Consider the following 13189-nt stretch of genomic DNA (forward strand, 5'->3'; position numbering starts at 1 on the left):
CAAGTATTAAAATGGATGCTGATTGTGCTGGTTAAAAAAAAGAAATGGGTTGTTATCACCATCGTCATGATCGTTTTTCTTGCCGTGCTTTATAACAACTTTCGCCAAAAAGAGACATCTGCGGTTATGGCAGAACAAATTGTCACCGGAACATTAGGTGACGTTATTACTACGGTGAGTGCCGCCGGTGTTATACAACCAACCAGACAGGTCAATGTTGGTAGCCAAATCTCAGGCCAGCTAACCAAGTTATATGTTGAGGTCGGGGATATCGTTGAAGCAGGTAAACTGGTCGCCAGCATTGATGATACTTTTTATCGTACTAAAGTTGAGGCCAGCCGAGCGCGGCTAGAAAAATTGCGGGCTATGTTGCAGGAGGAACAATACGCCTATCAACTTCTGGCCATCACGGAAAAACGCCAAAGAGAGCTTAACCTGCGCTCCGCAACCAGCCAACAACTGCTGGATGAGGCTGCTTTTGGCGTCAAAAAAAGCCAGGCAAGAATTGAAAGCCTCAAGGCAGATATCAGGCAGAATGAACATATTTTGCATAGTGAAGAAGTCAGTCTCAGTTATACCCAAATCTATTCACCCATTGCCGGCGTAGTGACCGCAATTCATGTCGATCCGGGGCAAACGCTGAATGTCAATCAACAAACACCAGTTCTCATGCAAATTGCCGACCTCAAAAACATGACGGTTTATGCAAAAGTTTCCGAAGCAGATATTAACCAAATCGTGACGGGGCAAAAAGCTTCTTTCAAGATCTATGGGGCAAATCAGCATATATGGCACGGCAATGTTAAGAAAATTATGTATAAACCCGATCTCATTAATAATGCCGTTTATTATACGGTGCTATTTGATGTCCCTAATGATAATTTCATGCTCAAACCCAGTATGAGTGCGGATGTCACTATTGTGACCCACGAAAGCACCGGAGTAGTGACTATATCCAGCGACATACTGAATAATAAACGGCATCAACCTTTGAACGATGATCTAACTACCTATTTTTTACGTGAGATGAAAGATGGAAACATCGTAGTAAGAAAATTGCTGATCGGCCATAACGACGGAAGACGTTCAGTCGTTGTCAGTGGATTGCAGAATAATGAGCAAATCGTTGTACTTGCTAAACAAGATAATCTTGGGGGTAGTAACAATGATAACGCTAAATAATATCTGCAAAACCTACGGCAATGAGAGTAAACAACATCTTGTCCTGAAAGATATTTGCTTAACCATAGACCAGAATGATTATGTTGCTATTCTTGGTCGCTCTGGCTCAGGGAAAAGTACTTTATTGAATATAATAGGGCTTTTGGATATCGCCAGTGCGGGAGAATATCTTATTAACGATCTCGCGGTGACTCAGCAAAAGATTCACTCATTGGCGCTTCTACGGCGAAAATATTTTGGCTTTGTCTTTCAGAATTATAATTTGCTGGAAAACTACCGTATTGATGAAAATATCTTGATGCCCATGTATTACTTAAAAAGAAACTTCGATTATGACAGAGAACATTTCCATTACTTAATTGATCGCCTCCAACTTAATAATCTATTAGATAAATACCCACGCCATTTGTCAGGGGGAGAACAGCAACGGGTTGCTGTAGCTCGCGCTTTGATTAACAACCCAAAGTTTATTATTGCCGATGAACCTACCGGCGCGTTAGATACCACTAATGCGACCAATCTCATGCAGTTTTTTACTGAATTACATCATAATGGGTGCGGTATCATCCTGGTAACACATGATCAAGCTGTCGCCGAATATGCCAAACGCAAGCTGTATCTGGATAATGGTTGTTTGGTGACTCAATGAACATGAGTAAAATAACCTTAAAATTCAATGCTTATTTAACCGTTATCCTGTTCAACCTCAAAATGGCGGTACGCTCTCTTACCGCTCATAAAACACGAGTCTTCTTGACTCTATTATGCATTGCCATCGGGGTAGCTTCGATTGTGATCATGCAAGCAATTGGTATAGAAACCAAGCATCATATTGTTAAGATGGTTTCTTCAATGGGAAGTAATATCATTTCAGTAAAATACAAGGGACAAAAAAACGGCGCTTTCGATTCCCATAATAATTATCTGACGCAAGAGGATATAACGTCACTTGCAAATAATCCACATATCAGCCACAGCACCCTGTTTTACACTGCGCCAGGAACGATAGTTTCTCCACAAGGCTCTGCTGATGTTCAATTGATTGGCGCCAATGCAGATATCGCGATTATCCGTAATCTGGTAATTGAGCGTGGACGTTTTTACACACCACAAGACGATGCGGCTCTGGCAAATGTCGTTGTTTTGGGAGCATCTCTGGCCGAACGACTTTTTCCACAAAAAGAAACCGCATTTGAGCAGAGCATCAAGATCAATGACATCTCAATGCAAGTTATCGGTATCTTGACACAGAAAGGCGAAGGCATGGATGCAGGTGTCGATGATGCCGCATTTTTGCCAGGCAACAGCTATCTGGTACGGCTGTTCGGCCACACGCCTCCTGGCGGCATGGTGCTGAAAGCCAAAGACGCCACTCATATTGAGCCGGTTAAATACGCTGTTGAACAACGATTATCACGGTTTAAACATCAACAAAGCTATGAAATACGTAATACCACGGAATTGTTAAAAACGTTGCATGAAACTCAATCAAAAATTAATCTTTTCCTGTTGTCAATATCATCAGTAACCCTCTTTGTCGCGGGTGTCAGTGTCATGAATACCATTCTCATTAGTGTCAGAGAACGTAGAAGAGAGATTGGTATACGGCTTGCCGTAGGAGCAAGTTATTCCGATATTTTTTACCAATTTCTTACCGAAGCATTTTTGATTTCATTATTGGGAGCACTATTAGGATTGTTATTCTCATTTATCGGTTTCAGAATTTTATTACTATTTGATATTGCGGTTGGCTTCTCTTTCTATTCCTTTTTACTCGCTTCCCTAGCAGCCTGCTTTATCACCGTAGTGTTTGGTGTATATCCATCACATCGCGCAGCCGCATCAGCGCCAATCGAAGGTATCAGAGAATTGTAGCTTGTTCCGTTTCATAAAACTTTTTGGAGATACAATGAAAAATCAGCTTATCCATGAGATCTTACATCGAGAAATCAGAGCGCTTTACCCGGAAGTAGAGACAATACCGGAGGATGAAAATCTTTTTGATATCGGTTTCGATTCGGTAAAAATGCTGATGCTGGTTGATCGGCTAAATGATGCAGGGTATCCAATCAACTTTGCAGACTTAGCTCGCTGGCCGACAATCAACGATTGGATCAAACTGCTCGCAAAAGATAAATAGCGCTGTCTATTTCATGACGAATGGTGGATGATCCATGCAGCCAAATCTGCAATTACCTGCACCGGGATCTGACCTGGTTGCAGATAATCCTCGCCACCATCGCACCCCATTGTGGGCAATAAAATATGATTCAATCCAGTGTAGAGCTTGAACTCTGCCTGCCTACTATTTTTCAGTGCCGTTTTCCACATCGTGAAATCAACATTATGCAAAATCTGAAAGTCATGATCCCCTTGGGCAAAAAATAACGGCATTGCAGGCAAGCTGTTTAAGCAATCAAATGCATGATAATTCTCAATCTGTTTGAGATAACTATCCGGCACTGACAAAAAGCTCTCAAGAGATACTGCGTCTTTCTCTTTCCCACTGGGTAATTGGGATAAAATCACCCGGAGTAAATTACGGAAGGGCGCCGCCAACATCGCAATACCCGTAACATTTAAACCCGATTTTTGCTGTAAGTTCTTTGCAATTAATGGGCTGACATATCCGCCGAAACTGTGCCCAACTAGAAACACTGGCATATCGTGAAATTCAATATGTCCCATTAAACCGGTCAGAATATTACAAGCATCGTCAACAATTTCCGTATTGAGATCGACAACCTCAGAGTTCATATTTCCCTGCCGGATGCGGTAATAACGTTTTTCAAAACGCACGCTCGCAATCCCATATTGACTTAATTTATGCGCCAACATACGAAACAGTGGATTAGGCCCAACATCATAATCCATCGAATGCGGACCAGAACCCGCAAGCAATAAAACAAGTGCTTTGACATTATGTGGTAACGGCAAACATACCAAACCATCCGGGACATCTCTAAGACCAAACGTCTTTAACGTTTTTTCGATAAAAATACCCTGTTTTGCATACGCATCAGGTATTGGGCATCGAGATAACGTGAGAGAATCAATTTGCCGATCTTTAATCCCAATATAAAGATTGAACTTTCCATTGAGGGTATTTAGCCGCAGATGACAAGCACCTTGCTGCTGGTAAATAATATCGATATCTGAGTTATACAGATTATCTGCCAATATAGTTAAAGCCAAATCATCAGCCGCCATACGCAATGATTCATTCATTAATTCCCTGGCGGCTTCCCATTGCTCATTAAGCAATGTAGTTATTAATATCTGTATTTCATCTTCCAATGTGGTAATTAAGTTCTTAATAAGCATGTAATTACTCAGCTTCTTGCGGCCACAACCGCGATATATGTACTAAAGCTAAAATCCAGATAGTCCTCATAAACCAGTCAATAGCGCCTGAGTGTCCAAATTACGTTCACTTACGAGACTTAACCTGTTCTCTTCGAGCCGCAAAAATCGCTTGTACGTCGCTATGTTCAACACCATTACCCTCTTTTACAGATTGGCGTGCGATATCAACCTTTTCCTGAAGGAAAGTACGATATTTATATTCGCGCAGATCTGATTCAAGTTTCATAGTAAAAACAGCTTGTTTACCCATAGTCCCTCCTCGTTTGATATAAAAAATATATACCATTTCATTACCTACAAACAGTAATAAGAAAAGCAGTTTGCAGAAGGCTCTTGAACCTCTTGCTTCTTAAGCAAAGTCTTAATGACGAAGAAGTATACCCGTTATCTTTCAAGTTACCTCTTTGTTGGCTGTACCCGCTCACCTCGGTCACATAGTTCGTATGCTCCCGGAGATTCACTCCCTTGTCGTCGCAATGCATCTTGAAGTCCATAGGGTATAGATTAATAATCGTGATAATAACTATCTCGCTCAGGGGGAACAAATTCCAATTTCAGGGTATTAACTATCTTCTCCTTATTTTCAGCAGAAATAACCAAATTCTTCATGCATTTATCAAAATAAGCTTGATTATTATTCAGCATTTGAATGGCAGAGTCGTAAGCTTTATCAACCGTAATACCATATGCAGAGCGCGCTTTATTCCAAGCTTCAACGGGGATACATCCCCATTCGGACTGCATCATGCTTAGATCGATGAGATCTTTACTCTGTGAGGCTTTATCAAGGCCACGATCAACGTTAGCTAGGAGTTTAGCTGCCAATAGATCTACTTTACCCAGTGTTGGCACACCAAGAATACGGGTACCAAACGAAAGATCCAGTCGGGATTCACTCACAAATTCGAGTCTAATAGGAACACCATCAATATTGATGCGTCCTCTAATACCATATTGATCTTTTTTAATCTCTCCAATGGTGGGCACAGATGATGTAAAAAGTGGGGAAAAATCTGTCCCATAAAGGGCTGAACGAAGCTTACTATAACCTTCACGTGAAGAGCACAAAAAATCAATATCGACCGATTCCCTATATTCAGAAAGCATCATAACTATTGCAGTTCCCCCAGCAAAATAGCAATCTGCGTCATCAAGAAATCCATGTGATAAAGAACTTAATACTTTAGCAATACGATTATGATGCTCAAGGCGAAAACTAGACATTCAAAAAACCGTGCCCCTGCTCATGGATGAGTCGTTCAATCAGCTGACGCTCTTGAGGTTCAAGCTTATCTTCTTCGACATATTTCCAATTGCGTTCGTAAAATGCAAGCGCATCACGATCAGTTAGCTCAGTATCCTCAGCCAAATACCAAGCACAATTTTTCATTTGTGGATAATCAGCGATTTTTATCATAATAACCTCTCCTTTCATATTTACAATATAGCAGAGTGAACTGCCAACTCAACCATATTGCAAATGCCCACATATTCACCGCAGTAGCAGCCATAAAGTGATCACGCAGATCTGATTCAAGTTTCATAGTAAAAACAGCTTGTTTACCCATAGTCCCTCCTCGTTTGATATAAAAAAATATATACCATTTCATTATTGACATCCACTCCTACCGACTTAGCCAGGAGTGGATATCCAATGGATTATGCCAACTCTCTCCGCTGTTGAACGGTAACAATATGATCCGCTTTAGCGAGAAGATCTGCGTTATGCGAGACAACAATCCACAAACCAGGCCAGTACTCAGGTAAAACAGTCCATAAACGACGGGCCGTATCTGTATCTAATGACGAATCGCAGTTATCAACAATATAAACGTCAGCGGGACGACATAACATCCGGGCCAATGCTAAACGTTGACGCTGGCCGCCAGATAATTGACCGGCACTGCCAGAATTAATAACGGTATCGAGTCCTTCTGGCAATTCATATGAGCCGGGCGTCAAACCTACCGCCTCCAGCGCCCGCACCATGACATCATCATCGATATCCTTATCACCCAACGCGAGGTTTTGCCTTACGGTTCCACCAAAAAAACCCGCTTTCTGTCTGGCATATCCGATACGTGGATTCCGCCACCAGTTTTCATTGCCCAGAACCTCTCGGTTATTCCAAAGTACACTGCCGGAACTGGATTTTTCCAGACCGATCAGGTAGCGCAAAAAGGTGGTTTTACCCGAGCCAATATCACCGACAATGCCAATAACCTGATTAGCTGTTGCCTCAAATGAAACAGGGGGCTGAGTTTTTGAGTAAGCTAAATGATTAACACTTAGCTTATGCAGAATTTCATCTTGTCCATATTCTTTGGTTTCTTTTTTATCGACTTTATTTGCCAGAAACTGCCTAATTCGGCCATAACACACATCAGCATTTTTGTAATAGGCAACTGACCGACCAAAGAAAAGTATCTGTTCACTTATCCAGCCGATATAGGTCAAAAATAATGCCAAATTACCTACCGTAAAGCTGCCATCGACGATTCGTTTACTCACTATCAGTAAAACAGCCGATGTTCCAAGTATGACAATATTTTTGAACAGCCCAGAAAGAAGGTCAGTAAATACCTGATGTTTGGCTTGAATCACTCGTCGATTGACAAATTTCTGCGATAACCGCTCAATCTGCCCCTCCATTTTGTTACCGAGGCGCAAGTCGCGTATCCCCGTTAAGACATCAGTAATCTTGCCGGCAATGTCCCCTTGCGATTGACGTTTACTCTTCTGTAAATTCCCTACCTTGCGTTTAAGTATCGCCCCGACCCAAAGACCCACAATCATAGGCATAAGAGCAAGTGTGGTTATTATGTCAGTGTTGATAAGCACAACTAATGCGATAATTAAAAGTAATGCACGGTAAATAAAATCAGAGGTCCAACTCAGAAATTCCGCAATTTCATCACTATCATCACGAATACGGTTCAGAATATCGCCTTGAGAGAAAGCTTGTCTCTGATTATGGGAGCAATGGCTCACTCCCCACAAAACTCGCTCTTTCAGGTAAGCACTGACCTTAAAAATCAATGTAAAATCAAAGGTTAATCCCAAGAATAGAAATAGTGATCGCAAGACCATAGTCGCAATCGCAGAGGCCAGCAACCACCAGACGACAGGGTTAGTTGGCTCATTCATCGCTCTATCGAGTAATTTGCTGATTTGATAACCAATCAACAGAGGAAAACCATGCATTAGTGTCCACACAAACATGGTAATGAAATAGAGAGGAGCAAACTTTTTTATCAGCTCAGTCAAAGCCGGTAACATTTTAAGTTTAGTTGATACATTGGATATAGTCATACCATAAGCCCATGATTACTCGTTAACATTGCGACTTCTGTTTCAGGGATTCGTTGTTGAATCCGTCCATCATCGATAATGATAATTTCATCAACGACCGAAAGCGTGTGAAGGCGATGTGCAACCATCACTACGGTGCAATTGCGGCTTAACTTTTCAAGCAATTTTAGCCAACTCTCTTCCGTTCGGGGATCAAGCTGAGAAGTTCCTTCATCAATAATCACTAACGAGCAATGCTGTAACATCACTCTGGCGCCCGCTATCATTTGAATTTCTCCTGCTGATAGCATCAGACCATTAGTACCAACCTGTGTATCAAGGCCATCTGGCAGTGCCCTAACCCATTCAAGCGCATCTAATTCTTGAAGAACCTCCCAAATTTGATCGTCAGATATTTCATTACTGAAAAGCGTTAAATTTTCCCGCAACGTTGCGGAGAACAGATGAGAACGTTGACTAAGAACAGCAATCTTTTTCGCAAACTCTTCCGGATTAATCGTTGAGACATCGACATTGCCAATGGTCACTCTTCCTGAATCGGGTCGCGCAAATCCACACATCAAATTAAGAATGGTACTTTTTCCCGCTCCCGTTCTACCAATAATGCCAATTTTGCTCCCCGGAGCGACGTAAAAATTAACGCCATGCAAAACCTGCGTTTCTTCTCCGTTATAACTGAAATCAACATTATCGAAATGGATAGAGAGAGGGCCATCAGGCAGTAAATTATTCGATGATTTATCTGGGGTACCTTCATTTAACATTTTTGCCGAAAGTGACAAAGCAGCAAATAATTTCTGTATCAGCTCTATTTCTGATGACATATCCTCCACCGGTTCCCGAAGTTTATCAACGTAGAGATAAACCATCGTTAATGTACCGATGCTTAAGCTGCCCACACCAAGTAACTGTAGCCCAAAACCAAAACCTATACCGAAACAGAGTGCAAAGAAGATCTGGGTAATTGGCCAAAAAACCCTGCCGCCAATATAAGCACTGCGTTCAAATTTGAGCAACATTGACAGCATCTTACGAAATGCAATGGCAGGCCAATGCGCCTGCGACAATGGCTGTAAATCATCCATTGCATGTAATGAATCACCAACAAAACCAAAAATTTTGGCTTTTTCATTTCTCGCAATTAGCCAACGACGAACAGAAAGTCTGGTTAACTGAATCAATACATACGCCACCAGTATGACGACGATTGCTATGGCAATACCTGCCTGAGGCATGACGCTGAATATAATTACCAATGTTCCTAATGTCAGCGCTAAATTAGCAATGGCTTTGAAGCCTGCTTTAGAAATCGTTTTTCCTATAATATCAGCGTTACCTTCGATATTTTCCAGCAATTCTCCCTGCGATCGCCGTTCTATTTCCAATACAGGTAAAACTGTCATCACATGATGAAAGAGCTTATATCTAATGGTATCAGCAATCCCCCAACCGGCCTTGGTGCTCATGTAACTGGTGACTAAACTGCCAATAACACCAATCGACGCAATAAAAACATAGATGATTGCCAACATGATAAGTTGATCAACAGTCGTCCCTGATGTCGCCTTATCAACATAATTCCTGATAATATAAGGACCGCTTAGATCGCACGATAATGTAACGGCTAAGGCCAAAAACGCACATAAAACAGTCCCCTTAAATGGTATGGCGCTCTGTAGCAATATCCGCCATACAGTTAACTTCTTTGACATCACGCTTTTCATCTTTAGGTTATGGCACCTCATCAAAATTAGCGATGTTATTTGCAACATCAGTGTATGCAGCCAACATCAAGGTTATTAATAACAGATCGATCACAACAGCAAGATCTGGTTCACATTTAGCAAAATGTAATTATCGCAAAATACCCGCATTTATCACGATCTGATTGAAATGTTTATAAACGCTATCACAAGAAAATAGCCGAAAAATAAAATTGATACTTTATCCGACAATATCAATACCTTTGTTAGGTTATTTAATGCACTAATTGAAAAATATATCGCCAATATGAATAATAAGTAACTTATTCCAAACGAAGAATCGTAGATGGGATAAATAATACCAATAATTACAATGAATTATATTGATTTTAAAATATATAGCGATTATATAAATGAATTCCTATTCAATATTAACATGCCTTAAATTGTTCTAAGTTTAAGCAAATTATCTCTTGCAAAGGGCTAGTCTATTCTATAATTGGATTAATTCATATTAACTACTTAGTAGTCGGATGAGATTTGGTCATAAGAGGCCAATAAAAAGGGCCTTTCGGCCCAAGTAATCGTTTGCGCAATTAGTCTAAAATAACGCCGATACGGCGCGCTACTTCTTCATACGCTTCAATCAGGCCACCAAGGCTTTGGCGGAAGCGATCTTTATCCATTTTGTTCAAAGTCTCTTTGTCCCACAAACGGCTACCATCAGGAGAGAATTCATCCCCCAGAACTACCTGGCCTTTGAACAAACCAAATTCCAGTTTGAAGTCAACCAAAATCAAACCCGCATCATCAAACAATTTGCTCAATACTTCATTGGCCTTGTAGCTCAATTCCTTCATTTCAGCCAGATGTTCTTTGCTAACCCAACCAAAAGTTTCACAATAAGACTCATTCACCATTGGATCGTGCTTAGCATCATTTTTCAGAAACAAGTCGAACAGAGGTGGATTCAATACCAAACCTTCTTCAACACCAAGGCGTCTAACTAATGAGCCCGCAGCCCGATTGCGAATAACACATTCAACCGGCACCATATCCAGCTTTTTAACTAATACCTCAGTGTCCGATAACAGCCGTTCCATTTGTGTCGGAATCCCTGCTTCTGCCAATTTGCTCATAATGAAATGGTTAAATTTATTGTTCACCATCCCTTTACGATCAAACTGTTCAATACGTTCGCCATCCAATGCTGATGTATCATTACGGAACTCCAGCACGAGCAAATCAGGATCATCCGTGGTATACACCGTTTTTGCCTTTCCACGATACAACTCAGCTTTTTTTTGCATCTTATATCTCCAGAGATATTACTACTGTATAAATACCATAGATAAATAATAAAACAGATTGTCGATAAAATCCTGTCCAAAGGGCTGATTTTTTCTATAGTTATCTGGTTAGTCTAAAAAACAGCCAAACATCATGCTAAAAAACTTCCTCTATTCCCTAATCAGTTTCAAGGCAAGCTGATAACCTTCGAAAAACTTAGCCAAAAGTCCATCCGGTAAGTAAAGCTAATAAAAAAATTAATCGATTCTGCATTTCTAAATTACTAAGCAGTTACAAAACCAAAATATCGTCAATACCTTAGCAGTATGGTAAGCAGCGGTAATAAGCGATATTAACTTGAATTTCCTGAGTTTTAGGAAGAAATTACATGAAGGGGACATGCTTAACACAGCGCCAGGTCAATAAGCTGGCCTGCATACATATGCAGGCTTTTTTTCAGTGAATCCCATGCAAAGCATTTTCTGCTTTGACCGAAAGGGGGGTAAATTGATCCGCTCTCAGTTCTGTCAGCGCATAGAGGAGGCGTCCCATCCTGCCATTACCATCAGTGAAACCGTGAAAACCAACGACAGCAGCAAAAAGCTGTTTTCCAATCTGGGGAACTTCCTTATCCAATGTTTCCAAATGCTGTGCCAGCATTGCTGCACCACCTATACTAGAAGGAAGACTCCCGCCGCTGATTGCTGGACCACGATAATCACGCTCTATGTTTGGAACCAATCTATGATGAAGTTCCTTGAGGACTTGGCTATCAGTCAGATCTTTGCCGTTATGGGTATACTCCTTGAGTAGCGCTGTGAAGTTACTCCACTCATTCCCCCCCGAAGTCGATGCCTTAAGTATCCAAGCCGCAGCCCGATCAACATTATCAGTTAATTTACCTGGGTTATAAAACTCTTCAGAAAGTGTTTCTGCGTAAATGCCTTGGCTAAGATCTTGGCCTCTTATTGCTTCTTGATGATGTTGGGCTGCCAGCAAGTTCTTCTCCTCCATCATCAAAACTGGCTCAAGACTGGCAACAGCATTAGCAGCCGAAGATTGCTTACGCAATTGTTCAAGGCTGACAAAAGACTGTTGGGGGGCAACCAATTTGTTGGTCAATTGGGCTGTTGCCTGATGTCCCATCAAATCCTGTAATTTTTTACCCGTCTCTGTATTTTGTAGCGATTCTGACATAGTACGCTGTAGTAAAAGAGTATGTTCAGCCAACATGGCTTCTGTCATTTTATGTGTATCTACCGTCCTTAATTTTTCTAGTACTTGTTCTGATGTCTGCAAATTACCATCCTTAAACAACATACGAGCATGGCTGACCGAATCTGTACTCTGTAAACGCTGTTGCTGTGCCCCCTCTGTAGAAAAGAGGGTTTTAGTCACCTCTTTGGCTACTGAAGCACTACTGCCATGTAAGAAAAATTTACTTACCCCTTCAAAGAAGCGGGCAAAGTGATTGCCTTTTGGGTGCGTACGCAGAACCTGTTGCAGATCTGCATTAATATGGTATTCACGGCCAGCAATTTGCAGTTTACCTTCGCTACGAACCTGTTCTTGTATTTGTGGCGAGGCATGTTGTAATACAGCAAGATTCTTAAATTCGATCATAAATCATTCTCCTGTCATAAGACGACGGCAAGGTACTTTTCTGTGATAGTGACGATGGAAATTTATTTGCCCAAGTAATAAATTCAGATAATTCATGTTCCAACTTATTGGCCGTTAGATGTAGTAAGGGCAATATCTTATACGCAACAACCCCAAGCTCCTGATGCCAACCAATACCAGGTAGCTGATTATTTAATGGATTAAGTGCCGTATTGAGCAAATAACGAAGAGTATCAGCATCTGCTGAATCTGGAAGTACCATATCTATTTGGCAAATAATGACTAAATGTTCTTCCTGGCGACGCAAAATAACAGGCAGAGAGTTATCGACAAGTAAGAAGCAATTCCCCTCTTCATCAAAGGAGAGTCTATTCATGCCTAATTTAGTTGCCAGTTCAGTCATTAATATATTAGTGAGATGATCATTCATAGTAGAGAAAAGAAAATCAATTATTTTGATGACAGGATTTTAAGCTTTCAGAAATATGATGACTGTCAGATATAGTCTATCTTTTGTATATTAGCAACCGGTAGGCAGTTACAGATAACCGCTTTATCACAGATAAATTCAAAATTGACTATCGAGGATTCGAGGAAAAATTGCGTTGGGAGCTTTCTTAATCTCGCGCCAAACTCGTTTTTTATATAAAAACCAAAACGCTAGCTAGACAGCCAGCGCTTTGTCAATAATCCGAGGGCTTTTCACCCCTTTA

General features: G+C 41.0%; 14 protein-coding genes. 4 read left to right on the forward strand and 10 right to left on the reverse strand.

Translation table 11 applies throughout. The annotated features are described in order from the left end of the window. Positions 1 to 15 precede the first annotated feature (15 nt). The 4 genes from C6H66_RS11160 to C6H66_RS11175 are packed head-to-tail and all read left to right on the forward strand — an operon-like array spanning position 16 to position 3322. Positions 16 to 1182, forward strand: coding sequence for an efflux RND transporter periplasmic adaptor subunit (locus C6H66_RS11160; RefSeq protein ID WP_236548179.1), 1167 nt, complete (start codon positions 16 to 18; stop codon positions 1180 to 1182). Next, positions 1166 to 1831, forward strand: coding sequence for an ABC transporter ATP-binding protein (locus C6H66_RS11165; protein WP_046394788.1), 666 nt, complete (start codon positions 1166 to 1168; stop codon positions 1829 to 1831). Before C6H66_RS11160 ends, C6H66_RS11165 begins: the two co-directional genes overlap by 17 nt. Positions 1832 to 1833: 2 nt before the next feature. Next, positions 1834 to 3057 (forward strand): ABC transporter permease, encoded by a 1224-nt coding sequence (locus tag C6H66_RS11170; RefSeq protein WP_105395652.1) that lies wholly within the window; start codon positions 1834 to 1836, stop codon positions 3055 to 3057. 34 nt (positions 3058 to 3091) lie between these two features. Next, positions 3092 to 3322 carry a phosphopantetheine-binding protein gene (locus C6H66_RS11175; RefSeq protein WP_046394789.1) on the forward strand — a complete coding sequence of 77 codons (231 nt, stop codon included), beginning with the start codon at positions 3092 to 3094 and terminating at the stop codon, positions 3320 to 3322. Positions 3323 to 3333: 11 nt separating this feature from the next. Here the strand turns inward: C6H66_RS11175 and C6H66_RS11180 are convergent, their stop codons facing one another. The 10 genes from C6H66_RS11180 to C6H66_RS11220 form a co-directional block, all read right to left on the reverse strand. Then, positions 3334 to 4506, reverse strand: coding sequence for an alpha/beta hydrolase (locus C6H66_RS11180; protein WP_105395625.1), 1173 nt, complete (start codon positions 4504 to 4506; stop codon positions 3334 to 3336). A 106-nt stretch (positions 4507 to 4612) separates the two neighbouring features. Then, on the reverse strand, positions 4613 to 4798 hold the full coding sequence (locus C6H66_RS11185) for a hypothetical protein (protein WP_105395626.1): 186 nt from the start codon (positions 4796 to 4798) through the stop codon (positions 4613 to 4615). A gap of 254 nt (positions 4799 to 5052) precedes the next feature. Then, entirely contained in the window at positions 5053 to 5772 is a 720-nt protein-coding gene (locus C6H66_RS11190; RefSeq protein WP_046397889.1) for a nucleotidyl transferase AbiEii/AbiGii toxin family protein, read from the reverse strand. After that, entirely contained in the window at positions 5765 to 5965 is a 201-nt protein-coding gene (locus C6H66_RS11195) for a hypothetical protein (protein ID WP_046397888.1), read from the reverse strand. The genes C6H66_RS11190 and C6H66_RS11195 overlap by 8 nt, the downstream gene beginning before the upstream one ends. Continuing rightward, complete coding sequence (locus C6H66_RS25925; RefSeq protein ID WP_181150187.1) at positions 5949 to 6116, reverse strand: hypothetical protein; 168 nt, start codon at positions 6114 to 6116, stop codon at positions 5949 to 5951. The genes C6H66_RS11195 and C6H66_RS25925 overlap by 17 nt, the downstream gene beginning before the upstream one ends. A 91-nt stretch (positions 6117 to 6207) precedes the next feature. Next, positions 6208 to 7860 (reverse strand): ATP-binding cassette domain-containing protein, encoded by a 1653-nt coding sequence (locus C6H66_RS11200; protein WP_105395627.1) that lies wholly within the window; start codon positions 7858 to 7860, stop codon positions 6208 to 6210. Beyond that, complete coding sequence (locus C6H66_RS11205; RefSeq protein ID WP_248000659.1) at positions 7857 to 9572, reverse strand: ABC transporter ATP-binding protein; 1716 nt, start codon at positions 9570 to 9572, stop codon at positions 7857 to 7859. Before C6H66_RS11205 ends, C6H66_RS11200 begins: the two co-directional genes overlap by 4 nt. A 587-nt stretch (positions 9573 to 10159) precedes the next feature. Continuing rightward, positions 10160 to 10873 carry a phosphoribosylaminoimidazolesuccinocarboxamide synthase gene (gene purC / locus C6H66_RS11210; protein WP_036779728.1) on the reverse strand — a complete coding sequence of 238 codons (714 nt, stop codon included), beginning with the start codon at positions 10871 to 10873 and terminating at the stop codon, positions 10160 to 10162. A gap of 436 nt (positions 10874 to 11309) precedes the next feature. After that, entirely contained in the window at positions 11310 to 12476 is a 1167-nt protein-coding gene (locus C6H66_RS11215; protein WP_105395628.1) for a VopS family T3SS effector adenosine monophosphate-protein transferase, read from the reverse strand. Then, a complete protein-coding gene (locus C6H66_RS11220; protein WP_046397318.1) occupies positions 12463 to 12906 on the reverse strand; it encodes a type III secretion system chaperone in 444 nt (147 codons plus the stop codon). Before C6H66_RS11220 ends, C6H66_RS11215 begins: the two co-directional genes overlap by 14 nt. Positions 12907 to 13189: the final 283 nt, after the last annotated feature.

The organism is Photorhabdus hindustanensis (assembly GCF_002968995.1).
GTDB lineage: Bacteria > Pseudomonadota > Gammaproteobacteria > Enterobacterales > Enterobacteriaceae > Photorhabdus > Photorhabdus akhurstii.